Source organism: Rhodoligotrophos sp. CJ14, assembly GCF_038811545.1.
Classification (GTDB): domain Bacteria; phylum Pseudomonadota; class Alphaproteobacteria; order Rhizobiales; family Im1; genus Rhodoligotrophos; species Rhodoligotrophos ferricapiens.
Genome location: NZ_CP133319.1, coordinates 1718141 through 1744503 on the forward strand (window position 1 = coordinate 1718141; position 26363 = coordinate 1744503).

The following is a 26363-nucleotide window of genomic DNA, read 5'->3' on the forward strand; positions in this document are numbered from 1 at the left end:
ATAGAGTAATGGGCAAGATCACAGGCTTTCTCGAAATCGATCGCCAGGGCCAGGCCTATCAGCCGGCCGCCGATCGGGTGCGCCACTATCGCGAATTCACCATTCCCATGGATGAGCGCGAGGCCGGACGTCAGGCGGCGCGCTGCATGGATTGCGGCGTGCCCTACTGCCATACCGGCTGCCCCGTGAACAACCAGATCCCGGACTGGAACGATCTAGTCTATGCCGGAAGCTGGCGATCGGCCGCGCAGGATCTGCACAGCACCAACAATTTCCCGGAATTCACCGGCAAAGTGTGCCCGGCACCCTGCGAGGAGGCTTGCACCCTCAATCTCGACGATGCACCCGTGACCATCAAGTCGATCGAGGAAGCCATCGCCGACAAGGCTTGGACCGAAGGCTGGGTGAAGCCACAGCCTCCGGAAAAGCTCACCGGCAAGCGCGTGGCGGTGATCGGCTCAGGCCCCGCAGGTCTTGCCGCTGCCCAGCAGCTCGCCCGTGCCGGCCATGACGTGCATCTCTATGAGAAACAGGCGCATGCCGGCGGCTTGCTGCGCTATGGTATTCCCGACTTCAAGATGGAGAAGCACCATATCGACCGCCGGGTCGAGCAGATGATCGCGGAAGGGGTGAGCTTCCATTTCGGCGTCAATGTGGGCATCGACATTCCGGCTGACGAGATCATCGATGGTCATGACGCGGTGCTGCTCACCACCGGCGCCGAGCGGCCCCGGGACCCTGGCTTACCCGGGATGGAGCTGGAAGGCGTGCACTATGCCATGCCCTTCCTGATCCAGCAGAACAAGCGCATTGGCGGCGAATCCCTTGCCGGTGAAGACCCTATCCTGGCCGGCGGCAAGCGTGTGGTGGTGATCGGCGGCGGTGATACCGCGTCCGACTGCATCGGCACCTCGATCCGCCAGGGCGCCATCGAGGTGATCCAGCTCGACATCCGGCCAATGCCGCCGATCCGCGAGAACAAGCTGCTGATCTGGCCCTACTGGCCCACCAAGTTCCGCACCTCCTCCTCGCAAGAGGAAGGCGCCAAGCGCGAATTCTCTTGCGCGACCTTGGGCCTCGTGGGTGAGAACGGCGTGCTGACGGGCGTCAAAGCGGCGCGCTGCGATGAGCGGCGCCGGCCGATCGACGGCACCGAATTCATCATCCCCGCCGATCTCGTCCTGATCGCTATCGGCTTTGCCGGCCCGCAAGAGGAAGGTCTGCTGCAGGAACTGCCGCTGGAGCGTGACCCGCGCTCGAACGTCCTCGCCGATACGGAACGCTATCTGACCTCCGAGCCCAAGATCTTCGCGGCGGGCGATGTGCGCCGTGGCCAGTCGCTGGTGGTCTGGGCGATCCGCGAAGGACGCCAGGCGGCCCGCGCCATCGACGAATACCTCATGGGCACGAGCGCCCTGCCACGCTGATTGCCTGTTCCCATCAGGCTCGCGGGGCGGCTCAGCCCCGCAGCCTGCGGATGAAATCTGCTATGGCCTGCCCGATCTCATCCGGGCTATCCTCCTGCACGAAATGGCTGCCGCGCACCGTAACCTCCCTTTGGTTCGGCCATGAGCGGCAGAATTCGCGCGCCCGGCCGGTGAGGATCGATCCGGGTTCGGCATTGATGAACAGTTTAGGGACCGGGGAACTGGCGAGCCAGGCGCCATAATCCTCCACGATCTTCACCACATTGGCAGGCTCGCCCTCGATCGGAATTTGCCGTGGCCAGTCCAGCGTCGGCCGCCGGCCCTCCCCCGGTTCGGCAAAGGGCTTGCGATAGACTGCCATCTCCTCGTCGCTGAGATCGCGCAGGATGGCGTTGGGCAGCACGCCTTCCACGAAGATGTTCTTCATGAGCACCATCTCTTCGCCCGCAGGCGAACGGAAGCCCTGGAACACACGCTTGGCATTGTCCGGCCAATCGGCCCAGGTGAGCGGCTGGACCACGGCTTCCATATAGACGATGGCCTGCACCTTCTCAGGGTTTTGCCGCGCCCAGTCGAAGCCAAGCGCCGAGCCCCAATCGTGCACCACCAGGACGGCATTGCGCTCGATGCCGAGATGCCGCCAGAGCGCGAACAGATGGTCGCGGTGCGTTTCATAGTCATAGCGGCCGGGGCCTGGATCGGGCAGCTTGTCGGAATCCCCCATGCCGACGAGGTCGCAGGCGATCAGCCGCCCGAGCCCCTGCAGATGCGGCATGATATTGCGCCAGAGATAGGACGAGGTCGGATTGCCGTGCTGGAACACGATGGGGTCCCCCTCCCCCACATCGATATAGGCCAGCCGGATGCCGTTGATCTCAGCGAATGTCTTTTCAGCAAAGGGCTTGGCGGAGTACATCCCAGTCCATCTCCAAAGCATCACGCGACGCGGCTGAATTGTTAAGCCTGCAAGTTTAGCCGGCCGCTCACACCCTGTCCCGCCTATCCGCCGTTCGGTCGCCGCCGAAACAAATCAGGTTGACGGATCTCGTCTCGCGGCCGGTAATCACCGCGTTTCAGTGGCAATCATCGGAGAAGAGCGGAGCATGCATCACTATAAGGCGACCATCGCCTGGACCGGCAATACCGGCGAGGGCACACGCAGCTATCGCGGTTTCAGCCGGGACTACGACGTCATCATCCCGCAGCGGCCCGTGCTGAAAGGCTCCTCCGACCCTGCCTTTCGCGGCGATGCCTCGCGGCACAATCCGGAAGATTTGCTGCTGGCGGCCATCTCCGCCTGCCACATGCTCTGGTACCTGCATCTCGCTGTCGGTGCGGGGGTGGTGGTCACCGACTATGTGGACGAAGCTGAAGCCGAGATGGCCATGAACCCCGATGGGTCCGGCCAGTTCGTTTCGGCAACCCTTCGGCCGCGGGTGACCATTGCCGCTGGTGATGAAAACGTCGCCAAGGCCCTGCACCACGATGCGAACGCGAAATGCTTCATCGCCCGCTCGCTGAACTTCCCCGTGCATCACGAGCCGGTGATCCTGCGCGCCGAGAGCTGACACGGCGCAAGCCCCGCCATCCCCGTGCGGACGGACTATTCCGATGTCCAGGCGAAATCGTCGGTTCGGCCAGGCTTGGGCTGGGGGGCAATGCCCTTGAAGAACAGCTCGGCTGCGGGAGAGCCGGGCGACACGCTTTTCTGCAGCGCAGTCAGGCCTTCCTCGCCATCCTTGACGTCCAGCTTCAGCGCCTCGGCAACGTTAGGCTTCTCGACGAGCGCTGCCGTTACGGGCCGGTTTGTCCTTGGCATTTCCGGCTGAATGAGAATGGGCTCCTTGAGGCCCGGCTGGCCAAAGAACGGCAGCGGATTGGTAAGCTCCGCAGCCTTGGCCTGTTCAGCCGGTGCTGCAGCCTGTGCCGGCGGCGGGTTCTCGGCAGCCTTCATATCCTGACGCAGGACATCGAGCACGATAGAGGCCAGCTTTGTATTGCCGCGCTTCAGAAACCGGATGCCGTCACGGTCGCGCAGCCGCCGATAGACGCGCGTCTCCTCGTCCAGCCCCATTTCCGTGTATTTGCCCATCTCGTCAGTGAAATTCTTGCGGATGTCGATGAACTTCACGCCGACCGCATCGGCCCGCGCCTTGACCAGCTCGTTGATCTGCTGCATCGCCTGATCATAATCGGGCCGGGCCATCGGTGGCAGCCCCACCCAGTAAACCGCGATACTGCGTTTGCGGAGCTCTGCCAGGAACGTGTCGACCACCTCCTGGTATTTGGCTTTCCATTCCGGAGAGCCGAACGGCAGACGCTGATCGCCGATTCGCATGTCCTGCCCGTCATTGGACCCGAGCAGAATCACCGCCGCATGAACCTGGTTGCGATCGAGGATTCCGGGCAGCGCTTCGAGCCAGTCATAGAGATCGGCTCGGGCGAACCCTGAGCCCTCCCGATAGCGGACTTCGACCTGGATCCTGTCGTCGGGCTTTGCCGCCCGCCCCATGCCGGCCCAAAGCCCCCCAGCGAGCGCATCCCCAAGCACCAGAACGCTGTAGCGGTCATGCGGCTCGGGGATATAGGTTGCGCCAGCTCCGGGCTTTTCGGGTGTTGACGAGGTATTGGCGGGCGCGAATTTGGGCTCGGCGAGCGGCTTTTGGGAAGCGCTTTCCTGCTGTGCCTGTGCCGGATCTGCAAGTCCCGCCAAGGCCACGGCAGCGCACCCGAGAAGGGCAAGCCCGGCCGTCACAACACGCCGCAATATCATTCGGTCTGCCCCAGCATGAAGAAGCTTCGGTTCACGACCGGATATTATGCCCTATTTCACCCGTCCTGTCGCAGATACTTGAGCAGCCGCGCGGTCGGCTCGCCATCACTGGTAAGCCCCGCATCCTGCTGAAACTTCTCCAGCGCCTTAAGCGTTTGCGGGCCGATATTGCCGTCAACGCCGCCGGTATCATACCCCTTGGCATTGAGCAGCACCTGCAGTTCCATCTTGTCGCGCACGGTCAGCGAGTCCTTTGGCCGTGGCCATGCGGCAACGAAGGTCGGCTGGCCGTCGATGCGGTCAGCCAGATGGCCCACGGCCAGAGCATAGGCCTGCGAGTTGTTATAGCGCAGGATGGCGCGGAAATTCTGGGTTACGAGGAATGCGGGCCCCTCAGCGCCGGCCGGCAGGATCAGCGATGCCTTCACCGGTGAGCCGGACTTGAACTTGCTGCCATTGGCGAGCACGACGCCCATTTTCGCCCAGTCTCCGACGGTCTTGCGGGTGCCAAGCCCGGCAAGCTTCGTGTTGAAGCCCTGCGGCAGCGCGACCTCCCAGCCCCAGGGCAGGCCCGGCGTCCAGCCGGATTTGCGCAGATAGTTGCCTGTGGAGGCCAGTGCGTCGGGCACGCTGCGCCAGATATCGCGGCGCCCATCGCCCGTCCAGTCCACGGCATAGGCGTTGTAGGTCGTGGGAATAAACTGCGTGAAGCCCATGGCTCCGGCCCACGATCCCGTCATGGCATTGGGCGGAATATCGCCCCGTTGCAGGATCTTGAGGGCTGCGATCAGCTGTTGACGGCCGAATTTGGTGCGCCGTCCCTGATAGGCCAGCGTTGCCAGTGAGCGGATCACGTATTTCTCGCCCATGTGCGAGCCGTAATTGGTCTCCATGCCCCAGATAGAAACCAGGATGGAGCGCGGCACGCCGAACCGCGTCTCGATGGCCGCCGCCTCGCGGCCGAACTGGTTCAGCATGTTGCGGCCGTTCTGGATCCGCGTATCGGAGACCCGGAGATCGATATAATCCCAGATTGGCGTCTTGAACTCTGCCTGGTTCTCGGCATGCTCGATCACCTCGGGATCCGGCGTGACCCCGCGGAAAGCGGCATTGAACGTGGTGCGGGAAATGCCTGCACGCTGCGCTTCCGGCCAGAGCCGTTCGAGGAACTGGTCAAAATTCGCGCGCGCGACACCGGGTGTCGCCAGAACACCGCTCATTGATGAAACAACGAGGGCGGCAGCGAAAAGACATCTCGTGCTAAAACGCGCCATACCGTACCCCACCGCTACAAACTTTCTCCGCGAGCAGATCATATTGGGCATGTCTGGTTAAGGGAAGATTACCGTTAAGAGTTTATTGCCCTGACTGCCATCATACAAAGTATCAAGAATGTGGCAACCATTCGACAGCGCGAAAAATTCTCCGCAACACTGTCCTGAGCTAGAAAAATTTTCATAAAACTTCAGGGGCGCGCGGCACCGCGCGCAACTACTCCCTATTGCGGCAACAACCGCAGCGGGGAAGGCGTTCTGACGGGACAAACCGCTCTGATAAACTGCCGGCAACGACTGTAAACCATCGGCAGCGAAAGTAAATCCGCGAGCGGGCACCTGTCCTTCAGAGCGGTTTAGCCCAGTCGAAAAGGCGAAAGCGCTCTAGACGCTCAGTGCCATGCCTTCACGCGCGGCGATAGTCCCCGGGCGGCATTCGCTGGCCTGCGCCTCTATGGCCGCAAGCGCGTCGTCATCATGACGGGGATTGTGGTGAAACAGGACGAGCTGCTTGGCATTGGCGGCCTTGCACAACGCGACACCCTGCACCCAGGTCGAGTGGCCGAAGCCGCGGGTCGCCTCATATTCTTCCGGCGTATACATGGCGTCATAGATCACAACGTCCGCATCCCGGATCAGGTCGATGATGCTCTCGTCCAGCCCCGTCTCCGGATGCTCCGTATCGGTGACATAGCAGACCGCCTTGCCATTATGCTCGACCCTGTAGCCCACTGAACCATTGCAATGGCGCAGCCGGGCCGTCCTGATATGGACGTCGGGATAGGGATCGAGCGTCTCGCCCGCATGGAAGGTGCGGCAATCGAGCTTGGCTCGAAACACCTCCGGCCCCACCGGGAAGAACGGCGCCTGCATGAACTGCTTCAGCATGTCCTCGGTGGTCGAGCCATCCACGTGGTGGCCCGACCAGACCGTCACGTTCATGTCAGGCCTGTAGAGCGGATCAAAGAAGGGGATTCCTTCGATATGATCGTAATGGCAATGGCTGAAGAACAGGTCGAACGCCTTGATGCCGTCGCGGATCAATTGCGGTCCGAGCGCTCGGGCACCCGACCCCGCATCGAACACGAGCACGTGATCACCGATGCGCATCTCGATGCAGGGAGTATTGCCGCCAAAGCCGTCGAACTGGCGTCCTGCACAAGCAATGCTGCCGCGCACGCCCCAGAATCGGACCTCGAAGCGAGCCTTGCTCATCAAAAGCCCCCGCCGCTCCATGCCCGCTGACGGCCCATTTCCAAGCTCCCCATGGCGACACATTAGAACATCATACCTGAAAGTGGTAACGGCTTTTCGGCAAATCTGGCGCAAGCGCAAGGGCATAGAACCCGAGGCCACCTTGAAGCAATGCCTAAATGCAGCAAGGAATTGAATTGCGCCTTTATCATTTTCAGGCATGGTCGCGGCACCGGCAGAGCCAAAGCCATGACCCGGAACGCCATGATGTCTGACACGGATCTTCATCTCGATAAGCTTCGCAAGGCGCGCGAGCGCGGCATCATCGACCGTTTCGGTCTCTATGGGCTACATTGGGGTGATCCTGACGAACGCGCCGATCTGGTGGCCGTTCGGGACCGCTTCGTGTGGCCTTTGATTCATCCGGACAAGATTGCAGTGGAGATCGGACCGGGCGGCGGGCGCTGGACGCGATATTTTCTTCCATGCCGCCGGCTTTACGTTGTCGACCGCTACCCCGAGCTGCTCGCGGAGCTCAGCCGGAATTTTCATGCCCCTAATATGGTGTTGATTGAGAATTCCGGTACAGATTTTCCTGGCATAGCAGATAGGACCGTAGATCTGGTCTTCTCGTACGGCACCTTCGTTCATTTCGAACTGCCCATGATCGCGGACTACCTCCGCGAAGTCAGGCGTATTCTTAAGCCGGGTGGCGACGTGGTGCTTCAATATGCCGACAAGACCAAGCCCGTCGGCGCGGAAACGCCGAGTTTCCCGGATTGCGATCCCCAGCGGATCGCCAAGATCATTCGCGATGCGGAATTTCGCATCGTTCAGCAGGATGATGAGCTGCTGAACAACAGTGGCCTGGTTCACTTCACCCGCTGAACATAGTAACGGCTGGCATGTGCCGCCGTCCCAATCCTCGAACCTTGCCGAGCCGCTAGCAAATGTCGCGACTGGATTCATTCATAAACCGCGTGATCGCTCAGCGCGAATGCCTCAATGCGGCATCCGCCGAGATCGCAAACCGCGATGGTGTCGTGTTCGAGCTTGGTCTCGGCAATGGGCGCACCTTTGACCATCTCCGGGAGAGGCTGCCACGCCACGAGATCTTCGTGTTCGAGCGGCGGCCGGCCGCACATCCCAAATCAACCCCCGACAGCGACCATCTGATCATTGGCGACATTACTGAGACCCTGCCCGCTGCGGTCCAGCGCTTCGCAGGCCGGGTCGTTCTCCTGCACAGCGATCTCGGCAGCGGTGATCTCGAAGAAAATGCCAGAATCGCCCGGTTTCTTTCGCGGGCAATTCCGCCATTGCTGGCCCCGGATGCGATCATCCTCTGCGATCCGGCCTTGGACATCCCCAGTACCCAGCGCCTGCCACTGCCGGAAACGGTCCAGAAGGATCGCTACTACATGTATCGCTGGCAGTTGCCTATGGTCGCGAGCGAAGCCCCTATCCAAGAATGATTCTAATGTGCTAAACTGATCGGACTTAAGTGCAAGCGACGAAAGCTCACGCGGAAGCACCTAATGCGCCTCACCAAGATGACCAGTTACGCCCTGCGGATCCTGATCCATTGCGGGCAGAATCCGTCCAGGAAGGTCAAGACGTCTGATATCGCTCACGCCTATCAGATCACCGAGGCCAATGTGTCCAAAGTGGTGCAGCTTCTCGTTCGCGCGGGCCTTCTTGATACGGTGCGGGGCCCGGGCGGCGGCTTGACGCTCGCCCGTGATCCCCAGGAGATTCGCATCGGCGACATCATCCGCGCGACAGAGGACACCACCATTCAGACCGATTGCTTCGGTCAGGGCGTCGATGAATGCGCTATTCTCCGGGCCGTGCCAATCAACCGGGTGTTCGATAATGCGGTAAATGCATTCATCGAGGTGCTCGACCGGCACAGCCTCGCGGAGTTTATCCGCGCCCGCCCTGGCTCGGCGCTGTTTGCGCAGATGACGGCACTCGAGAACTCTGTGGGCGAGGTCGAGCCAGCTGGTCGCAAACCGCCGGCCCCTGGCAAGGAAGCCCGTGCGCTCTGACCTCGGACGCGCCGCCTCACCGGGCGGTATGAGGCAGCAGGAAAGGCTGCCCGTTTTCCGGCACTTGGTTCAATTTGACCGGAACTTCGAAAACCCGGGCGATCACCTCGGTGGTCAGTGTCTCCCGCGGCTTGCCTGAGGCGGCCACCCGGCCATTGGCGATGACCACCAGCTCATCCGCATATAGGCTCGCAAGATTGATATCGTGAAGAATGGCGAAGGCACCGCCCCCTTCTGCCACGAATTCGCGGGCAATATCGAGTGTTTCCAGTTGGTGGCGAAGATCGAGATTGGAGACCGGCTCGTCGAGAAACAGATAGGGCGCGATCCCGAAGGCTCGCGACATCTCGAGCTGGCACCAGATCCGCGCGATATGCACCCGCTGCTGCTCGCCCCCGGAAAGCTGCTGATAGAACCGCCCGGCATGGCTGAATAGCCCAACCCGGCCGAGAGCGCGGCGAACCACCTCCTCCCGCGAAACCGGCTGGCTCTCTCGCCGCGACTGGCGCACAGCCCCCGTGCGGCTTACGGCAGCAATCAGCCCGAGCTCCACCACCTCCCGCACGGTAAACGGAAAAGCCAGATGGCTCTTCTGCGGCAGCACGGCACGCCGTAACGCCAGCTCGGCTCTCCGCCAGGACGAGATGGACTTGCCATCCAGCTCTATGCTGCCGGAGGAAACCTCGAGGTCCCCCGACATGCAGGCCAGCAGTGTCGATTTCCCGGCCCCATTGGGACCGAGGACCACAGTGAGCCGTCCTGGCACAATGGACAGGCTGACATCGCTGAGAATGTCGCGGCCGCCGCGGCGGCAGGTGATGTTTCTGGCCTCGATCATCTCATATGTCCAGAAGCGAGCGACGCCGTAGCAGCAGCCATAGGAAGAACGGAGCGCCGATCAGCGCGGTGACGATGCCGATCGGCAGTTCTGCCGGGGCGACGAGCGTGCGGGCGGCCATATCGGCAGCGACCAGCAGGATCGCCCCCAAAAGCGCGCTCGCGATCATCAGGGCACGATGTCGCGGCCCCATTGCGATCCGCAGGAGGTGCGGTACGACAATTCCGATGAAGCCGATCGGCCCGGCAGCAGCAACCGAGGCACCCACGCTGAGCGCGACCATTACGATGGCCACCCGCTTGACGGTTTGCACCTCGACACCGAGATGGCCAGCCTCGACCTCCCCGAGCAGCAACGCATCGAGCCGCTCGGCCAGCCAGGGAATGGTCGCCAGGGCAAGCGCAATGAACGGGGCGGCGGTTATCACCTTGTCCATTGTCGCTCCACCAAGACTGCCCATCGTCCAGAAGGTCAGATCCCGCAGCTGCTGATCATTGCTCAGGAATGTCAGATATCCCGTGAGCGCGCCGGCAAGCGCCCCCAATGCGATGCCGGCCAGCAGCATGGTCGCAACCGAAGTGCGCCCCGCCCTCGTCGCGATGCGATAGAGCAGCGACGTGGTCGCCAATGCTCCGACGAACGCGGCGAGCGGCAGCGCATAGGCACCGACGAGCCCGGCAATACCGGGCAGGAAGATGGGAATGCCGATGATGATGATCACCGCGGCAAGTCCCGCCCCGGACGACACACCGACGAGCCCGGGATCGGCCAGCGGGTTACGGAAAAGCCCCTGTAGCACGACGCCCGAGACGGCGAGCGCCGCGCCGACCAGCATGCCGAGCAGCGTGCGCGGCAGCCTGATATCCAGGATGATGACATCGCGCTGACTGGCAATGCCCCCGTCGACGAGCCCGATCAGGCTCTGCCAGACCGCGCCTGGGGTAAATCCGGTGGCACCGATGCTGAGGGAAAGAAATGCGGTTGCGAGCAGTGCAAGACAAAGCAGACCCGTGAGGATCCTGGCGGTCCGGCGGCGGTCCCCACCAAGGGCTATGCCCGCAATTTGCGATTTATCTTCGATGACAGCCACCGCACCCGCTACCATTATCTCAGAAGAGGATCATCGCCCCGTGTTATTTGGTCCAGGCTCGCTCTGGCAACGCCGCGATCTCCGCATCCGGGTGCAGCTTTGCCGCAAGCTCGGCGGCCGCATGGGCCGTGCGCGGACCAAAGCCGAGCAGGAACAGCCCATCCATCGTGACCAGCCGCTTCTTCTGTCCAGCCGGCGTCTGTGCAATCGCTGGATTGGCGAAGATGGCCTCTCCCGCGGAGTGATCACCCGACCGCGTCATCATCAGAATGACGTCCGGCGCCGCCGCGATGATCGCCTCATTGTTCACCTGCTTATAACCGTGAAAATTGCTGAGCGCGTTCTCACCAGCGGCCAGCTTGATCATCTCGTCCGCCGACGTCCCGGTTCCGCCGGCCATCAGCCGATCACCCGTCATGCTCAGGATGAACAGCACTTTTGGCCGGTCGCTGACATTGGCGAGCTGCGACTTGAGCGTTTCGAAATCCTGCAGCAGCGCCGCAGCGAGTGTCTCGCTTTCCCCGGGCTTTCCCATGACCTTGCCGATAAAGCGGATCTTTTCGGCAATCCCCTCGGGAGTAGCGATATCCGGCACGGTCACGAACGGAATGGACGCGCTCTGCAGCTGGTCCACCACCTCGCGTGGTCCCGCATCCGCTTCGGCGAGAATCACCGTGGGCTTCACCGAAAGCAGCCCTTCCGACGAAAGTGCGCGCAAATATCCGATATTCGGATGATCCTTGAGGGCGGCTGTGGGATAGAGGCTCGTCGTGTCGACCGCCACGATGTTCTTCTCAAGCCCGAGCGCATAAAGCACTTCGGTGACCGATCCACCTGCAGACACCGTGCGCGAGACATCGGTGACATCCACCTGGCGCCCGCGCCCATCGGTGATGGTCTCGGCACCCGCCGGTCCAATCAATGTGCCCGCGAGCATCCCCATGCCAAGCAGCATCGCTCGGCCAAACCGCAATTGCTCCTTCAACCCCATCGCGCGACCCCTGTTCGAAATCTGTAGTTGTCCTGCTCACTTGTTCAGGACAAGCTTGCCCTGCTTAGTGACGCGCAGGGTGTAAATCTCATCGCGATGTGCGATGAGCGCACTGCTCTGGCCGCAGAATATGGCGTCCGAGGGAATCACTCGCCGGCCCCTCCCGAGGGCATCCGCGTGCCCCTCCAATGACGGAATCGTCTCGGGCTGACCGGATTTTTCCTCTGTCATCGTCACTCAAACCTTTCAACGAGGCACCTGCTCCTGTGCCGGAGAATTGTTGACTTTAATAGTCGACTTCTAATAGAACGCAAGTCACAAGCTTGGGGCGGGGCCTCCAGTTTGCATGCCAGCCAAAGATCGATGGGTCGAGTAGCCAGCGGACCAGGACGCTTCGGTGGAAGCAATGTGTCGGTTCGGAGGGGGTTGAACCATGGGTAATCGGCTGGCGTGGCTACGCCGCGCGATGATGGCGGGTGTTGCCCTGGCCGCGGTGACGGCCACGGCCAAAGCGCAGGAAGCGGGGCAAGTTGCGGGACCAGTCCCGGCGGAAGGTGAAGCCGTGCCGCAGGAGTGGCTGTCACTGGACGAGATCACGGTCGTGCCGGGCAAGATCGAGGAAACGCCGATCGACTCGCCCACCGCTGTGAGCATCGTCACCGAGAGGAAGCTGGAGCAGCGCCAGGCGGCAACGCTCGACGACATTTTCCGGGGCATGCCGAGCGTTACTGTCGCGCAGGATCGCGACCAGCCTGGTGGCTCGATCAATATTCGCGGCCTTCAGGATTTTGGGCGCGTGGCGGTGACCATCGATGGTGCCCGCCAGAATTTTCAGATTTCAAAGCACAATGGCCAAAACCTGGTCTATATCGAGCCCGAGCTCCTGAAGAAGGTGACGGTTGTCCGCGGTCCCGTGGCGAACATCTACGGCTCCGGCGCAATTGGCGGCGTTGTCGCCTTCGAGACCAAGGATGCCCGCGACATCCTCGATCCCGGCCAGTTTGCCGGTGGAATTCTGCGCAGCGGTTACGAGACGAATGGCGACGGCTGGTTCCTGAGCGGCACCGGCGCCATGCAGTATGACGCCTTCGACGCCGTGGGCAACATCACCTATCGCGACCGTGGGGATTACAAGAACGGCAAGGGCGAGACGGTTGATGGCTCCGCCTTCGACATCCTGAGCGGCTTCGCCAAAATGGGTTATCGGCCCGCCGAGGGCCACGAGATCAAGGTGAGCTACATCGGGACCGATGATCAGTGGCTGGACGAGTCGGAAAGCGTGGCGCGCGACAGCCGGCTGACCAACAATATTGGTGTGGTCCGCTATACCTTCGACGACCCGAATGGCGACTTCTGGAACCTGTCCGCCAGCGGCTATGTCTCGACCACAAATCTCGACCAGCGCAATGAGACGGGCCCCACCGCCGGCTTCACCCGCGGCTTCGACCTGACCACCTACGGCTTCGATATCTATAACACGACCCTGTTCGAGACCGGCTTCATCGGCCATGCCCTCACCTATGGCGGCGACTTCTTCAACGACCATGTGAAGACGGCCGACGAGGTGGGCACCGGCGACCTGTTCACGCCGGGCGGCAAACGCGATGCCTATGGCGCCTTCATCCAGGACAAGATGACCTTCACGCCCTGGCTCTACCTGATCGCCGCGGGCCGCTTCGATGGCTACAAGCTCGACGGCACCGACACGATCACAGGTGAGCCGGTCGACAACGAGGGCGACCGGATCTCACCCAAGGTGACCGTTGCTGTGAAGCCTTTCTACCAATATCTCGAAGGCCTCGAGTTCTACGGCACCTATGCGGAAGGCTATCGCGCCCCGAGCGTGACCGAAACGCTGATCTCCGGCATCCACCCGCCCCCGGCCACCTTCCCCTTCCTGCCGAACCCCGATCTCAAGCCGGAAACCGCCAAGACCTTCGAGGTTGGCCTCAACTTCAAATATAATGGCCTGTTCACCGGCGATGATGCCCTGCGCATCAAGACCGCGGTGTTCCAGAACAATGTGGACGATCTGATCTCGTTCGAGCAGGTTCTGCCCACGCCCTTCCCCTTCGGTAGTTTCCAATATGTGAACGTCGCTAAGGCCAGGATCAAAGGCTTCGAGTTCGAGGGCATGTATGATGCCGGCTTTATGTTTGCCGGCGTGAGCGGCCAGATCCTGCGCGGCAAGGACCGCACGACGCACGATTGGCTGAACTCCATTCCACCGGACCAGATCACCGGCACCTTGGGCTTCCGCTTCTTGGACGAGAAGCTGGAGCTCGGCACCGAGATCACGGCGGCCGCGAAGCAGCACCGAGTGAGCGATCCCGATTTGAAATCGAGCGCCTTCACCCTGGTCGATCTCTTCGTGGGCTATGCCTATAGCCCGGATCTCCGCTTCGACGTCCGCTTCAACAATATTCTGGATGAGAACTACCGGCCGTTCCTCAACCAGACGGACATGCCAGGGTTCAACACGAAATTCGCGATGACCATGCGGTTTTGAGCGATGGAGGCGGAGCGCCTCGGGCAGCTCCGCCTCGGCTTGATCAATGGACCTGAGGATCCTCCATCGAGCAGGGAGGATCTCGCCATGAATGGAGACGACACTTGGGCCTGCTTCGGAGAGTGAGCGTGAGACGTCATCGTCACATCGGGACTATCGCCGGCATCCTGCTCGCCAGCGGCACGCTTGGAGCTGCCGCCCTCGCCCAAGCCCCCCAGCAATCTGCTGAAACGCAACGCGCAGACGCCAAGGACGCATCCCTCGATATCGAGCTCAATCGGCTGGAGCAGCGGGATAATGCGTGCCGGTTGAGCTTCGTCTATCGCAACCGCCTCGGCGCTGATCTTGCCAATCTCCAGCTTGAGGCGGTCCTTTTCGACAAGGATGAGCGCGTGGAGCGCTTCCTCGTTCTCTCGTCCAAGGCACTGCCTGCCGAGAAGATCCGGGTTCAGCAATTCGACATTGCCGGTCTTGACTGCAAGGGCCTCGGCTCGGTGCTGGTCAATGATGTGAAAGCCTGCGAGGGAGAGGGGCTGGAGCCCGCAAAATGCCTGGCGGAGCTTGCCCTTTCCTCCAAGACTGACACCAAACTGCTCAGTTCGGTTGACCAATGACCCGCACCTCCGCCCGATGGGCGGCCGGCCTGATCGGCGCCCTTCTGCTGCATGTGGCTGTTCTCGGCATGGTCCCCTGGTCGCGGGAAGAGGCCCTGAGTGAACGCTCGGCCGGCGAAGAGGCGGATGTCTGGGGCGCACCGACCAGCACCATCCTGATGGAGCTGGCAACCGTCGAATCCGTGGCGGGTGAAACGCCAGAAGCAACTGAGGCCGAACCAACCGAGGTGGTCGAGAACGCAACGAGCCCCGAGGTTGAACCTGTCGAGACATCCGAGGCCGAGCCGGTTGAAACCTCGGAAGCCGAGCCTGTGGAAGCCCAAGAGGTTGCGGCCATAGAGCCGCGAGAGGTGCAAGAGGTAGAGCCCGTCGAGGCAAAGCCCGTGCAAGCGCGAGAGGCTGAGCCTGCGCCGCGCCAAGAAAGCCAGGTCGTTGCGGCAGTCGATCCCATATCGCCGCTGGAGCCGGTTTCCGAGGAGGCTCAAGCCGTAGAGGCGGAAGTTCCAACCCCGGCCCCCTCCCCCAAGCCCAAGCAGGCCCAGGAAAAGCCGGTCACCCCCGAAAAGCCCAAGGTGGCGAAGACAACGCCAAAGAAGCCGGAACCGGAGCGTCGCTCTAAGCAAGCCCCCAAGCCAGCCAAGGAGAAGGCCCCGCAGGAGCAGGCGGCGCGGGCACGCACGGCGAGCCGCACCGAGGCGGACGCGGGGAATGCCAAGAGATCGGCAAGTGCGGCGAGCGGCGTGGCTAAAGGCAATCGCGGCACGCGCCAGGCCAATCCGGGCTGGTCCAATCGCTCGAACTATGCCGGCCGCATTCTCGCGCACCTGCAGCGCCATAAGCATTACCCGGAAGATGCGGCGCGGCGGGGGTTGACGGGTGTCGCAACGCTCACCTTTTCGATTGCCGCAAACGGCGAGCTCAAATCCGTGCGGCTCCGCGGCAGCTCAGGCATCGCAAGTCTCGATGAGGCGGCAATAGCTACGGTGCGTCGCGCCTCGCCTTTTCCACCAATTCCCGCGGAAGCGCAGGTTTCGGCAATGACCTTCACCGTGCCCTTGCGCTACAAGCGGCCATAAACCTTTCACTTTCAACTGACCAGAGGGGGACACTGATGTTCATCGCGATGAATCGCTTCAAGGTGGCGCATGGCAGCGAAGCGGATTTCGAGCATGTCTGGAAGAGCCGCGACACGCATCTGAACGAGGTGCCGGGTTTCGTGGAGTTCCATTTGCTCAAAGGCCCGGTGCGGGAAGATCACACGCTCTATTCCTCGCATACGATCTGGCGCGATAAGGCGTCCTTCGAGGGTTGGACGAAATCCGAGCAATTCCGCAAGGCGCATCAGGACGCCGGCAACCGCAAGACGCTGTATTTGGGGCACCCGGAGTTCGAAGGCTTCGAAGTCGTGCAGACCGTGACCAAGGAATAGACGGCCCACACAGAGGCACTTCACGACGAGAGGACCGGCACGCCGGTCCTTTCTATAGGAGTTACCCCAAAGAACCGCGCTGGTGCATCCGCGTGTAGGGACAAGCAGCGATCGTCATACCCCCGACATGTGAATCGCCCATAGGCTGCTGCATGGCCCGCATGGCAGTAGCAGACCGATGAATGTCCAGCCGCATCGCCCTTTTCGTTATCGGACCATCTGGATATCCGATTTTCACCTCGGCACTCGGCGTGCCCAGACCGAGCTCTTGCTCGACTTCCTCCGCCACACGGAATCCGACACGCTCTACCTCGTCGGCGATGTGATCGACAACTGGGCGCTCAAGAAGCGCTGGTACTGGACACAAACCCATAACGACGTGATCCAGAAGATCCTGCGCAAGGCGCGCAAGGGCACCAAGGTCATCTATATTCCAGGCAATCACGATGATTATTTCCGCGATTTTGCCGAAGCGCGCTTCGGCCGGATCTGCGTGAAGCTCGAGGCCATGCATACCACCGCGAGTGGCCGGCGCTATCTCGTCATGCATGGCGACAAGTTCGATGGCGTGGTGCGCTATGCCAAGTGGCTCGCGGTGCTCGGCGATCGCGCCTACGGCCTCTCGATCATCATCAACAGCGTCTTCAATCGGGTGCGCCGCCTCTTCGGCCTGCCCTATTGGTCCCTATCGGCCTATCTCAAATACAAGGTGAAGCGCGCGGTCGAATTCGTGTCGCGCTTTGAGGATGCCTTGGTGCATGAGGCCCGCCGGCAGGGCGCCGATGGCGTGATCTGCGGCCATGTCCACACCCCGCAGATGCGGGACATCGGCGGCGTTCACTACTGCAATGATGGCGACTGGGTGGAAAGCTGCACCGCTCTGGTCGAGACCTTTGCCGGCACGCTTGAGATCATTCGCTGGACCAGAATGGATCCTCTGGCAACAAACCCGGAGGTCCAGATCCCCATCAGCGAGTTTGTCGCCCCGGTCACCGAGACTGAATTGCTCGAGCCGGCGGCCGCACGGTGATGGGAGAGCCGGCCAAGCCACTCAAACTGCTGATTGTCACCGATGCTTGGCATCCCCAGGTCAATGGTGTCGTCCAGACATTATCGCGCACCATCGAAGAGCTGACCGCGGCGGGTCACACCATATCCCTGCTGACCCCGGAGCCGTTTCGAACGCTCCCCCTGCCCAGCTATCCCGAGATCCGCTTGGCCATCCCGCGCCCTGGTGCGGTGACCGCCATCATCGAGACCGCCAATCCCGACGCGGTCCATATCGCAACCGAAGGCGTGCTCGGCCTCCTGGCGCGCCGGCACTGTCTCCGGCACAACCGGCCCTTCACCACCAGCTATCACACGCGTTTTCCCGAATATATCGAGGCTCGCGTCCGAAGCCCGCTCATCGGCCGCGCCATGCGGCGGCTCGGCTATGATGTGCTGCGATGGTTCCATGGTCCGAGCCGCGCCGTCATGGTGGGCACCCCCTCAATGGCTCGCGCGCTGGCGGCCGAGGGCTTCCGCGCGATCAAGCTATGGACGCGCGGCGTCGACCACGCCCTGTTCCATCCCGCAAGACGCGTTGAGCTCGATTGCCCCGGGCCGGTGATGCTCTATGTGGGACGGGTCGCGGTGGAAAAGAACCTCGATGCCTTTCTGTCGCTTCCCCTTCCGGGCACCAAATATGTGGTGGGCGATGGTCCAGATCTCCCTCGCCTGAAAGGCCTTTATCCCGAAACGATCTTCACCGGCTTCCTGCACGGCGAGGCCCTGGCCGCGATGATGGCATCAGCCGATGTCTTCGTGTTCCCCAGCCGCACCGACACTTTCGGTCTGGTGCTGCTCGAGGCTATGGCGAGCGGTGTTCCCGTGGCGGCCTTCCCGGTTCCCGGCCCCGGCGACATCATCGAGGATGGCATCTCCGGTGCGCTTGACGAAGACCTGGGCAGCGCCATAACCCGCGCCCTCACCTGCTCGCGCGAGGCAGCCCGTGCCCGCTCCCTCACCTATAGCTGGCAGCGCACCGCCGAAATCTTCGTGGCGCTCATCCGCGAGGCCCAGCTGGAAATAGAAAGGACCCGCCAATTGGCGGGCCCTTCCGTCAACCACCAGCCGACAAGTTTGGGGGCGGACAATGCCAGTGGTTGATGCTGGCCATCATCGTCCACCCCGGCTGAGCGCTGCCTGAATGAAAAATTTATCATTCATTCAGCTAAATTGCGCCGAGCCGATCCCTCTGCCCGGAATTAGCTGACCGCGAGCTTGGTCTTCAGCCGGTTTTCCCAATGCAGCGCGCTCGCGACGATTTCATCGAGGTCCTCATGCTCCGGCGCCCAGCCGAGCCGCTCGCGCACTTTTTTGGCACCGGCAACCAGCATTGGCGCATCCCCCGGACGCGGCGGCCCATCCCGCACCACGAGTGGATGATTGGTGGCCCGCTCGACCGCCGATATCACCTCGAGCACCGAATAGCCCTTGCCATAGCCGCAATTGAACACGTCGCTGCGCCCGCCCGCGCGCAGATAATTGAGCGCCGCCATGTGAGCTGCGATCAGATCGGTGACATGGATATAATCGCGAATGCAGGTGCCATCCGGTGTCGGATAGTCCCGCCCGAAGATCTCGAGATACGGCCGATCACCGAGCGCGGCTTGAGCCGCCACCTTGATCAGATGCGTCGCCCGCGGCGACGACTGCCCGCTGCGCCCCTGCGGATCAGCCCCCGCCACGTTGAAATAGCGGAGCGCCGCATAGGTGATATCATGGGCCGCAGCCGTGTCCCGCAACATGAGCTCGGACATAAGCTTCGATGTCCCATAAGGGGAAATCGGATCGAGCCGCGCTGTCTCAAACACGGGCATCTCATCTTGAATGCCGTAAACCGCAGCGGTCGAGGAGAAGATGAAATGCGGCACGCCCGCGGCCACCGCCGCTGCGATCAGCCCGCGGGTCTTGACTGTGTTGTTGAGATAATAGCCCAGCGGATCTGCCACCGAGTCCGGCACGACGATCGAGCCGGCAAAATGGATGATCGCCTCGCAATCGCCCGTCGACAGAGCCCTTTTCAGCAGCGCCTCATCACCAATATCGCCATGAATGAAGCGTACGCCATCCGGTACCGCCCAGCGGAATCCCGTCGACAGATTGTCGATGACCGTTACGTCTTCTCCGGCGTCTAGCAGGGCGAGAACCATATGGCTGCCGATGTACCCGGCGCCGCCCGTCACGACGATTGTCATTAAGCCTCCGAACCAATTTGGCACGCGCCGCGTTTTGGCCACCGTGCAGCTACATTAGTGTTTCGGGTGATGTGCCTCAGAGCTAAGCTAGCAAACATAAGGCCAGAGAGAGAGGGATTTATGTCGCGCCGACTTCGCAAAGCCGTTTTCCCAGTGGCGGGCCTCGGAACCCGTTTCCTACCGGCAACCAAGGCGGTTCCTAAGGAAATGCTGACGATCGTCGATCGTCCGGTCATCCAGCTTGCCGTCGATGAGGCACGCGAAGCGGGTATTGAGCACTTCGTCTTCGTCACCGGTCGCAACAAGGGCGTCATCGAAGACCATTTCGACAAGCAGTTCGAGCTTGAAACCACCCTGAGGAATCGTGGCAAGACCAAGGAACTGGATCTCCTCGCCTCTGATCTCCCGAGCGCGGGCCAGACGAGCTTCACCCGCCAGCAGGAGCCGCTCGGCCTGGGCCATGCGGTCTGGTGTGCCCGCGAGCTGATTGGCGATGAACCTTTCGCTCTGCTTCTGCCCGATATGCTTATTCATGCGACCCCCGGCTGCCTCGCCCAGATGATCGAGGTGTACAATGCCCATGGCGGCAATGTGTTGGCCGTGGAAGAAGTTCCCCACGAGGAGGTTCACCGCTACGGTGTCGTCGATGTCGGCGCGCCCGGGTCGAACGGCGCCCAGAAGGTGAAGGGCATGGTCGAGAAGCCCAAGCGCCAAGAGGCGCCTTCGAACCTCATCATTTCCGGCCGCTATATCCTTCAGCCCGAAATCTTCGGAAAACTCGAGATCCAGAAACCCGGCTCCGGCGGCGAGATCCAACTCACGGACGCCATGCTGGCCTTGCTCGAAGAGCAGGATTTCCACGCGCTCAAATTCCGCGGCAAGACCTATGACTGCGGTGACAAGGTCGGCTTTCTCGCCGCCAATGTGGCCTATGGGCTTGCACGCAAGGATCTCGGCCCCGCCTTCCGTAAGGCCCTTCAGGAGATCCTGGCCGCCAACGGTGAAAATCTCCTCTGAGCCTTCTTCACGGCATTGGTTGCGGGCCGAACGGCACCGCAACCATTAGCGCTGCAGCCTGACACCGACCATGATGCGGTTTTCGTCGTAGTCGCGTGTACGGCCGGTGAGCGAGTAGTCGATGAAGCGATAGCTGCCGATCAGCGCGAGTTGCGGCGACAGCAGATAGGTGAGGTCGAACCCGGTTGTCCAGGTCTCTTCCTTAAGATCGATACCGATATAATCCTCGAGCGTGTAGCGGGCCATGAGCGCGCCCAGGAAATTATACCGAAAGGCGTGATCGAGCCTGAGGCCCACCGTGTAGTTCCGCGTCGCCGTGGCTCCCGTCACATTCGTCTCGCCTATGCTGCTGCCCGCATCGAGCGTGACCGCAGTGATCTTCTGTGGACGCCAGATCACATTGGCATCGAACCCCACGCCCTCCACCACCTTCATCGCCAGATGGCGATAATCGCGGATTTCGTAGGTGAGCGCCGCCATGCCCGTCCAGATCGGATCGGGCGCGAACTCCGCACCGATCGCAAAGCGCGCGCCATCCGATGAGCGCTTGACCCCCAGGAATTCATCCGGCCGGTCATAGATCCGCGGCACATAAGCCGCCTCCACGTAAGGCGTGATGATCGGCGCGTCCTGATATTTGAGCCGCAGCTCGGCAATGGGCGCTGTATAGTTCAGATCCTTGTTGCGCTGCACGCTCCCGTCCGACAGTCGCACATCGCCGAACCTGTGCCAGCTCGTGCCCCCGCGCGCCGTGATGGCAAACCGCCCCCCGTCATAGGTGAGCCCGGCGCGTATGCGGTATATTTCGTCCTTGCGCGGATCGATGGCGTTGACCGGAATATCCGCCTGGGCCAGCCCTTCCTGCTGAAGCGTATAGCGCGCCTCGAAGAGGGCTGAGAAATCGCGATGCATGTCGAGCCGATAGCTGGCGCCGATATCGGCATTGTCGATATTCTGCCGAGACTCCTTCGCATAGAGCACGTGCTCGCTCTCCGCATGCACATTGAGAGCATGCCGGTTCCAGTCGCTGCGCAGATCGACCAGCGGCCTGAGGCGCAGGCCCACATCCGACTTTCGATCGGTCCGCGACTCCCGCACATTGTCCGTATAGACGCCGCCGATTTCGAGCGAGGGCTGCAGGATGAAGCTGCCAAATGTAATGCCCGTCGGCTCATAAGCTTTTGTGCTCGACACATCCGCGGCCATGACCGGCCCCGTCTGCGCGACCGCCAGCGAAAGTGCGAACGCCACTGCCCGACAGAACCTGCGACCCGATGGAACCCGGCGCCGCGCTGCTGCCGGCTCGCCTGGGTTCATGACGCAACTCCCCGCTTTGCACTGGTTAACGCACGTCCGGATAATCTTTTGTTAGGGTTAAAATTGCGTTTACGGCTGGCGCCGATGGCATTGCCATGGCAAGAGCTGGGCCGACTTCCGTTGCGGCGGCGCGCTCAACGGGGTACATGGATGCGACTTTGACCAGGTTCCTGTTTTGTCATGAATATCGACAGCCCCCATCCGCTCATCACCTCGGCGGCTCTCGCCATCGAGGCTGAGGAACGCGGCCTGGCGGAGCTCAAAAAGGCGCTGACGGGGGAGTTGGAGCGCCCGTTCCTTCAGGCAATCGCCCTTATTGAGGATGTCTGCAAGGGCGGCGGAAGGATCATTGTCTCAGGCATAGGCAAGAGCGGGATCATCGCCCGCAAGATTGCCGCCACCCTTGCCTCCACCGGAACGCCGGCGCTTCATGTGCATGCAAGTGAAGCAAGCCACGGCGATCTCGGCATGATCACCGAGCGCGACGGCCTGATCATCCTGTCCAATTCGGGTGAGACGCCGGAACTGGCCGATCTCGTCGCCTATGCTAAACGCTGGCGGGTCCCTCTCATTGCCATCACCGGTGCCGCGCAGAGCACGCTTGCCCGCGCTGCGGAGGCGATCCTCGTATTGCCCGCGCACGAAGAGGCTTGCCCCCACGGTCTTGCGCCGACCACCTCCACCACCATGCAGGCGGCTCTCGGTGATGCCATTGCCGTCACCTTGCTCAGAAACCGTGGCTTCGGTCCGCAGGACTTCAAGGCGCTTCACCCCGGCGGCAAGCTTGGCGCACAGCTCTGCTTCGTCCACGAGATCATGCACAGCGCTGAAGAGCTGCCTTTGATCGGCATCGATGCCCTCATGGCCGATGCCCTGGTGGAGATGACCTCGAAACGCTTCGGTTGCGTCGGCGTGCTGGACCCGGATGGCTGCCTTGCCGGCGTCATCACCGATGGCGACCTTCGCCGTCACATGTCGCCCGAGCTCCTGCAGCTGACCACCGCAGAGGTGATGACTCGCCACCCGATTACCATTGAGCCTAGCGCGCTTGCCTCCTCAGCCCTTGCCACGCTCAATGAGCGCAAGATCACCACGCTGTTCGTGATTGAAGAGGCGCGGCCCATCGGCATCGTGCACATCCATGATCTGCTGCGGATCGGCGTAAAATAGGCCAAGATGGCGATGCCGCGTCGATAGCCCCATCGCATGGCATAACCCGGTGCAGCCTGGAGGCGCCATGGGCCAGAAGCTGACTGCCGAAGATGTCCGCAACCTGCTGCGGCTTGAGCCCAATGCCACATGCGGTGAGGTCCGCCTGACTTTCATCAGCAGACACAGTCTGGCGGCTCAGGCCCTTGCCGCACCCTTTGAGGCGCCGCGGCCGCTCGGCAGCGCGCTCTATTTCATGGTCGCGCCATCAGCCCCGGTGCGCCTGCACCGTATCCGCAACGATCAGCTCTACCACTACTATCTCGGCGATCCGCTCGAGCTCTTCCTCCTGCACGAGGATGGCCGGAGCGAGCATGTGGTCATCGGCCCCGACCTCCGCGGGGGCGATCACGTGCAGTTCTTCATTCCCGGTAACACGTTCCACACCGCGAGACTGCTTGGCAGCGGCTCATGGTTTCTCGGAGCGAGCACCGAATGGCCTGGCGTCATTCCTGCCGACGTGGAGATCGGCGATGTGGATGCGCTCGCCGCTCGGCACAAGGACGTGGCTGATGTCTTGCACGCCATCGCCCGGATGCCACTGAATGCGCTCTAATCCGGCCCAGGACCAGCGCCAGGACACTTACTCCACTGGCTCCACCAACAGGTCCATGCCGTCCGTGGCCTTGACCCGCACCCAGCTTCCAGCCGGAGCATCCGGCCCCCTGATCACCCATGCCGTGTCATTGATCCATAACCGGCCGCGCCCATCGGTGATCGGATCCGTCAGCCTGTAGCGTTGGCCAACGAAGGTCTCTTGCCGGCGGTTGAGATTAGGCTGATCGCTCAACGCCCCCGGGCCGCCGAAATAGCGGCGGGCGATCAGTACAGCGATCACCGATAATGCGGCGAAGGCGACAATCTGTGCCTGCCAGGGAATGCTGATGACAAAGACGATGAGCCCGACGGCAAAGGCCGCAGCACCGATCCACATGAGGAACACGCCGGGCATCACCAGTTCCAGCGCCAACAAGACCGCGGCGAGGATCCACCAGCCCCAGACGCCGATCATGTCCATGAGTTCCGCCATTCCCGGGCGCTCACTCGGTCGCCGGGCCAGAGGATGGCGTCGTCGGGCCGCCCTGCATGGGGCTCGAGACTTGCGGCACAGCACCCGTCGACCGCCGCCTCGGGGCCGAGGCCTCTGCCCCGGTGCCAACCGGCCTTTGCCCGCCGCGTGGCGCTGGCCGCCCATCGCCATCCCCGCCGAATGCCGCGCGCGTAAGCTCCGCGATCCCGCCGACCGCACCGAGAATCGATGTGGCATCCACGGGCATCATCAGCACCTTCTGATTGGGCGCCGAGGCAAGCTCACTCAGTGCATCCACGTATTTGGTGGCCACGAAATAATTGATCGCCTGGATGTTGCCGGTGGCAATCGCATCGCTCACCATCTGCGTTGCCTTGGCCTCTGCTTCCGCTGCCCGCTCGCGTGCTTCCGCATCGCGAAAGGCGGCTTCCTTGCGCCCCTCGGCTTCCAAGACCGTTGCCTGCTTCTGGCCCTCCGCGCGCAGGATCTCCGCAGCCCGCACGCCCTCCGCCTCGAGGATGCGGGCCCGCTTCTCGCGTTCTGCCTTCATCTGGCGCGCCATCGAATCCACCAGGTCCCGCGGCGGGTTGATGTCGCGGATCTCGATCCGGGTGACCTTTACGCCCCAGGGATGAGTGGCCTGATCGACAACCGTGATCAGCCGCTGGTTGATCTCATCACGCTTGGACAGGAGTTCATCGAGATCCATCGACCCCATCACCGTCCGGATATTGGTGAGGGTGAGATTGACGATGGCATTCTCGAGCCCTGAGACCTCATAGGCGGCCTTGGCAGCATCGAGCACCTGGTAGAAGGCAACCCCGTTCACCTCGACCATGGCATTGTCTCGGGTGATCACCTCCTGGCTTGGAATGTCCAGCACCTGCTCCATCATGTTGAGCTTGGCACCGATCCGATCGATGAAGGGGACGATGAGATTGAGGCCCGGCTGCAGGGTCTTGGTGTAACGCCCGAAACGCTCGACGGTCCAGTTGGAGCCCTGCGGAATGACGCGAATGCCCTGGAAGATCGCCAGCAGCACCACCACCAGCAGCACCACGACGAAAATGGACAGCCCTTCGAACATGCGCAGTCTCCCCCGCGGCAAAGCAGTCGTACTCTCATAGCTTTACGCGCGAGAGTTGTCCACGCTGCCGGCACGGAGATGAACCACAGCCGCTTCGCCATCCCCGGCTCGACCGGGCCCTCCAGGAGCCACACGGGCCTCCTGCCGCAGACCTAGCGCCAGCCCTGCAGCTCATCCTCGATGATGGTGGTGAGCATCTCAACCGAGATGTCGCTATCGTTGAGGCACGGCACCACGGAGAAATTCTCGCCGCCCGCCTCGTGGAAGATCTCCGCCGCCCCGATCGCGATCTCCTCCAGCGTCTCCACGCAGTCAGCGGCAAAGCCTGGTGTGATGACGACCAGGTTCTTTGTGCCCTGACCAGGCAGATCCGCAATCGTCTCCGCCGTATAGGGCTTGATCCACTCGGCGCGGCCGAACCGAGACTGGAAGGTCATCACGAGGTCGCCCTCGCCGAGCCCCATGCGCTCGCGCAACAACCGCGTGGTCGCCGCGCATTGCTCATAATAGGGATCGCCCTTCTCGACATAGTCTTCCGGCAGCCCGTGATAGGACGCGATGATCTTGTCCGGTCGCCAGCTCAGGCTCTGCAGGTGGCTCTGCAAGGACTGCGCCAGCGCATCAATATAGGCGGGATGGTCGAAATAGGCGGGCACCGTGCGCAGCGCCGGCTGACGCCGCAGGGTCTTCAGCGCATCGAAGGCCTTATCCTGCACCGTCGCTGTCGTGGCCGCCGCATATTGTGGATAGAGCGGGAACAGCAACATCCTGTCGCAGCCCTGCGCCACCAGATGGTCGAGCCGCTCGGCAATCGGCGGCAGCCCATAGCGCATTGCCCAATCCACGACGATGCCTGGCACCCCCGCAAGGCGCTGTGCGACCTTTTCGGCCTGGGCGCGCGTCACCGTCTTCAGCGGACTCTCGTTGCGCGACCGGTTCCAGATCTTCGCATAGGCCTCGCCGCTCTTCTTCGGTCGCGTGCTGAGCACGAATACGTTGAGAATCACCTGCCAGACCAGCGGATTGACCTCGATGACCCGCCGGTCCGACAGGAACTCCCGGAGGTAACGGCGCATCGGCCAATAGGACGTTGCCTCGGGCGTGCCCAGATTGACGATCAGAACGCCAATCTTCCCGGCATCCTGCACCCGGCTCTGGATATAGGGCAAGGCGCTCGCCGCTCCGCCCCCCGAGCGGGGCTGCTGTTCGGCAGCCTCCATCATCTCCATTTCACGTAACCGTGCCATGCCCTGCATTAATGATTGCCCTGG

Annotated in this window: 27 protein-coding genes; 14 read left to right on the top strand and 13 right to left on the bottom strand. The window is 62.1% G+C overall.

The annotated features are described in order from the left end of the window. The first annotated feature begins 8 nt into the window (after positions 1-8). The gene (locus RCF49_RS07970; RefSeq protein ID WP_342643495.1) at positions 9-1427 is read left to right on the top strand and encodes a glutamate synthase subunit beta; all 1419 of its coding nucleotides are present in this window, start codon (positions 9-11) and stop codon (positions 1425-1427) included. A 31-nt stretch (positions 1428-1458) separates the two neighbouring features. Here RCF49_RS07970 and RCF49_RS07975 read toward each other — a convergent pair whose 3' ends face one another. Then, positions 1459-2343, bottom strand: a complete 885-nt coding sequence (locus RCF49_RS07975) for a haloalkane dehalogenase (protein ID WP_342643496.1) — start codon at positions 2341-2343, stop codon at positions 1459-1461. A 187-nt stretch (positions 2344-2530) separates the two neighbouring features. Here RCF49_RS07975 and RCF49_RS07980 point away from each other — a divergent pair, with 187 nt between their 5' ends. Continuing rightward, positions 2531-2995 carry an OsmC family protein gene (locus RCF49_RS07980; RefSeq protein WP_432807375.1) on the top strand — a complete coding sequence of 155 codons (465 nt, stop codon included), beginning with the start codon at positions 2531-2533 and terminating at the stop codon, positions 2993-2995. Positions 2996-3030: 35 nt separating this feature from the next. On the opposite strand, the gene RCF49_RS07985 is transcribed toward RCF49_RS07980, so the two are convergent. The 3 genes from RCF49_RS07985 to RCF49_RS07995 form a co-directional block, all read right to left on the bottom strand. Next, the gene (locus tag RCF49_RS07985) at positions 3031-4200 is read right to left on the bottom strand and encodes an SGNH/GDSL hydrolase family protein (RefSeq protein WP_342643497.1); all 1170 of its coding nucleotides are present in this window, start codon (positions 4198-4200) and stop codon (positions 3031-3033) included. A 56-nt stretch (positions 4201-4256) separates the two neighbouring features. Further along, positions 4257-5420, bottom strand: a complete 1164-nt coding sequence (locus RCF49_RS07990; protein WP_342643498.1) for a lytic murein transglycosylase — start codon at positions 5418-5420, stop codon at positions 4257-4259. A gap of 438 nt (positions 5421-5858) precedes the next feature. Then, complete coding sequence (locus RCF49_RS07995) at positions 5859-6689, bottom strand: MBL fold metallo-hydrolase (RefSeq protein ID WP_342643499.1); 831 nt, start codon at positions 6687-6689, stop codon at positions 5859-5861. Between the two features lie 228 nt (positions 6690-6917). On the opposite strand from RCF49_RS07995, the gene RCF49_RS08000 reads away from it, so the two are divergent. The 3 genes from RCF49_RS08000 to RCF49_RS08010 all read left to right on the top strand — a co-directional run bounded on the left by RCF49_RS08000 (position 6918) and on the right by RCF49_RS08010 (position 8719). Beyond that, positions 6918-7556 carry a class I SAM-dependent methyltransferase gene (locus RCF49_RS08000; protein ID WP_342643500.1) on the top strand — a complete coding sequence of 213 codons (639 nt, stop codon included), beginning with the start codon at positions 6918-6920 and terminating at the stop codon, positions 7554-7556. Between the two features lie 62 nt (positions 7557-7618). Then, entirely contained in the window at positions 7619-8143 is a 525-nt protein-coding gene (locus RCF49_RS08005) for a class I SAM-dependent methyltransferase (protein WP_342643501.1), read from the top strand. Positions 8144-8206: 63 nt separating this feature from the next. After that, complete coding sequence (locus RCF49_RS08010; RefSeq protein ID WP_342643502.1) at positions 8207-8719, top strand: RrF2 family transcriptional regulator; 513 nt, start codon at positions 8207-8209, stop codon at positions 8717-8719. Positions 8720-8735: 16 nt separating this feature from the next. Here the strand turns inward: RCF49_RS08010 and RCF49_RS08015 are convergent, their stop codons facing one another. From RCF49_RS08015 to RCF49_RS08030, 4 genes are read right to left on the bottom strand one after another with little or no spacing between them, the layout of a single operon-like run. Continuing rightward, entirely contained in the window at positions 8736-9557 is an 822-nt protein-coding gene (locus RCF49_RS08015) for a heme ABC transporter ATP-binding protein (RefSeq protein WP_342643503.1), read from the bottom strand. A gap of 1 nt (position 9558) precedes the next feature. Continuing rightward, positions 9559-10662 (bottom strand): FecCD family ABC transporter permease, encoded by a 1104-nt coding sequence (locus tag RCF49_RS08020; protein ID WP_432807376.1) that lies wholly within the window; start codon positions 10660-10662, stop codon positions 9559-9561. Between the two features lie 28 nt (positions 10663-10690). After that, positions 10691-11638, bottom strand: coding sequence for a heme/hemin ABC transporter substrate-binding protein (locus RCF49_RS08025; protein WP_342643504.1), 948 nt, complete (start codon positions 11636-11638; stop codon positions 10691-10693). 36 nt (positions 11639-11674) lie between these two features. Then, positions 11675-11869 (bottom strand): hemin uptake protein HemP, encoded by a 195-nt coding sequence (locus tag RCF49_RS08030; RefSeq protein WP_342643505.1) that lies wholly within the window; start codon positions 11867-11869, stop codon positions 11675-11677. 202 nt (positions 11870-12071) lie between these two features. On the opposite strand from RCF49_RS08030, the gene RCF49_RS08035 reads away from it, so the two are divergent. The 6 genes from RCF49_RS08035 to RCF49_RS08060 all read left to right on the top strand — a co-directional run bounded on the left by RCF49_RS08035 (position 12072) and on the right by RCF49_RS08060 (position 18341). Beyond that, complete coding sequence (locus tag RCF49_RS08035) at positions 12072-14147, top strand: TonB-dependent hemoglobin/transferrin/lactoferrin family receptor (protein ID WP_342643506.1); 2076 nt, start codon at positions 12072-12074, stop codon at positions 14145-14147. A gap of 128 nt (positions 14148-14275) precedes the next feature. Further along, positions 14276-14761, top strand: coding sequence for a hypothetical protein (locus RCF49_RS08040; protein ID WP_342643507.1), 486 nt, complete (start codon positions 14276-14278; stop codon positions 14759-14761). Continuing rightward, entirely contained in the window at positions 14758-15837 is a 1080-nt protein-coding gene (locus RCF49_RS08045) for a TonB family protein (protein ID WP_342643508.1), read from the top strand. Before RCF49_RS08040 ends, RCF49_RS08045 begins: the two co-directional genes overlap by 4 nt. A gap of 35 nt (positions 15838-15872) precedes the next feature. Then, positions 15873-16190: an antibiotic biosynthesis monooxygenase family protein gene (locus tag RCF49_RS08050; protein WP_342643509.1), complete on the top strand. Its 318-nt coding sequence runs from the start codon at positions 15873-15875 to the stop codon at positions 16188-16190. Positions 16191-16368: 178 nt separating this feature from the next. Beyond that, positions 16369-17220, top strand: a complete 852-nt coding sequence (locus RCF49_RS08055) for a UDP-2,3-diacylglucosamine diphosphatase (RefSeq protein WP_342643510.1) — start codon at positions 16369-16371, stop codon at positions 17218-17220. Beyond that, entirely contained in the window at positions 17220-18341 is a 1122-nt protein-coding gene (locus RCF49_RS08060) for a glycosyltransferase family 4 protein (RefSeq protein ID WP_342644155.1), read from the top strand. The genes RCF49_RS08055 and RCF49_RS08060 overlap by 1 nt, the downstream gene beginning before the upstream one ends. 98 nt (positions 18342-18439) lie before the next feature. On the opposite strand, the gene galE is transcribed toward RCF49_RS08060, so the two are convergent. Then, positions 18440-19432, bottom strand: a complete 993-nt coding sequence (gene galE / locus RCF49_RS08065; RefSeq protein ID WP_342643511.1) for a UDP-glucose 4-epimerase GalE — start codon at positions 19430-19432, stop codon at positions 18440-18442. A gap of 120 nt (positions 19433-19552) precedes the next feature. On the opposite strand from galE, the gene galU reads away from it, so the two are divergent. Further along, positions 19553-20449, top strand: coding sequence for a UTP--glucose-1-phosphate uridylyltransferase GalU (galU, locus tag RCF49_RS08070; RefSeq protein ID WP_342643512.1), 897 nt, complete (start codon positions 19553-19555; stop codon positions 20447-20449). A gap of 45 nt (positions 20450-20494) precedes the next feature. Here galU and RCF49_RS08075 read toward each other — a convergent pair whose 3' ends face one another. Then, on the bottom strand, positions 20495-21700 hold the full coding sequence (locus RCF49_RS08075) for an outer membrane beta-barrel protein (RefSeq protein ID WP_342643513.1): 1206 nt from the start codon (positions 21698-21700) through the stop codon (positions 20495-20497). A 246-nt stretch (positions 21701-21946) separates the two neighbouring features. Between RCF49_RS08075 and RCF49_RS08080 the strand changes: the two genes are divergently transcribed. Together RCF49_RS08080 and RCF49_RS08085 are read left to right on the top strand one after the other, a co-directional pair. After that, positions 21947-22936, top strand: coding sequence for a KpsF/GutQ family sugar-phosphate isomerase (locus RCF49_RS08080; RefSeq protein WP_342643514.1), 990 nt, complete (start codon positions 21947-21949; stop codon positions 22934-22936). 67 nt (positions 22937-23003) lie between these two features. Further along, positions 23004-23531, top strand: coding sequence for a cupin domain-containing protein (locus RCF49_RS08085; protein WP_342643515.1), 528 nt, complete (start codon positions 23004-23006; stop codon positions 23529-23531). A 27-nt stretch (positions 23532-23558) separates the two neighbouring features. On the opposite strand, the gene RCF49_RS08090 is transcribed toward RCF49_RS08085, so the two are convergent. The 3 genes from RCF49_RS08090 to hemH form a co-directional block, all read right to left on the bottom strand. Next, complete coding sequence (locus RCF49_RS08090; RefSeq protein ID WP_342643516.1) at positions 23559-24005, bottom strand: NfeD family protein; 447 nt, start codon at positions 24003-24005, stop codon at positions 23559-23561. Between the two features lie 10 nt (positions 24006-24015). Next, positions 24016-25092, bottom strand: a complete 1077-nt coding sequence (locus RCF49_RS08095; RefSeq protein WP_342643517.1) for an SPFH domain-containing protein — start codon at positions 25090-25092, stop codon at positions 24016-24018. A 152-nt stretch (positions 25093-25244) separates the two neighbouring features. Further along, positions 25245-26339 (bottom strand): ferrochelatase, encoded by a 1095-nt coding sequence (gene hemH, locus RCF49_RS08100; RefSeq protein ID WP_342643518.1) that lies wholly within the window; start codon positions 26337-26339, stop codon positions 25245-25247. Between the last annotated feature and the right edge of the window lie 24 nt (positions 26340-26363).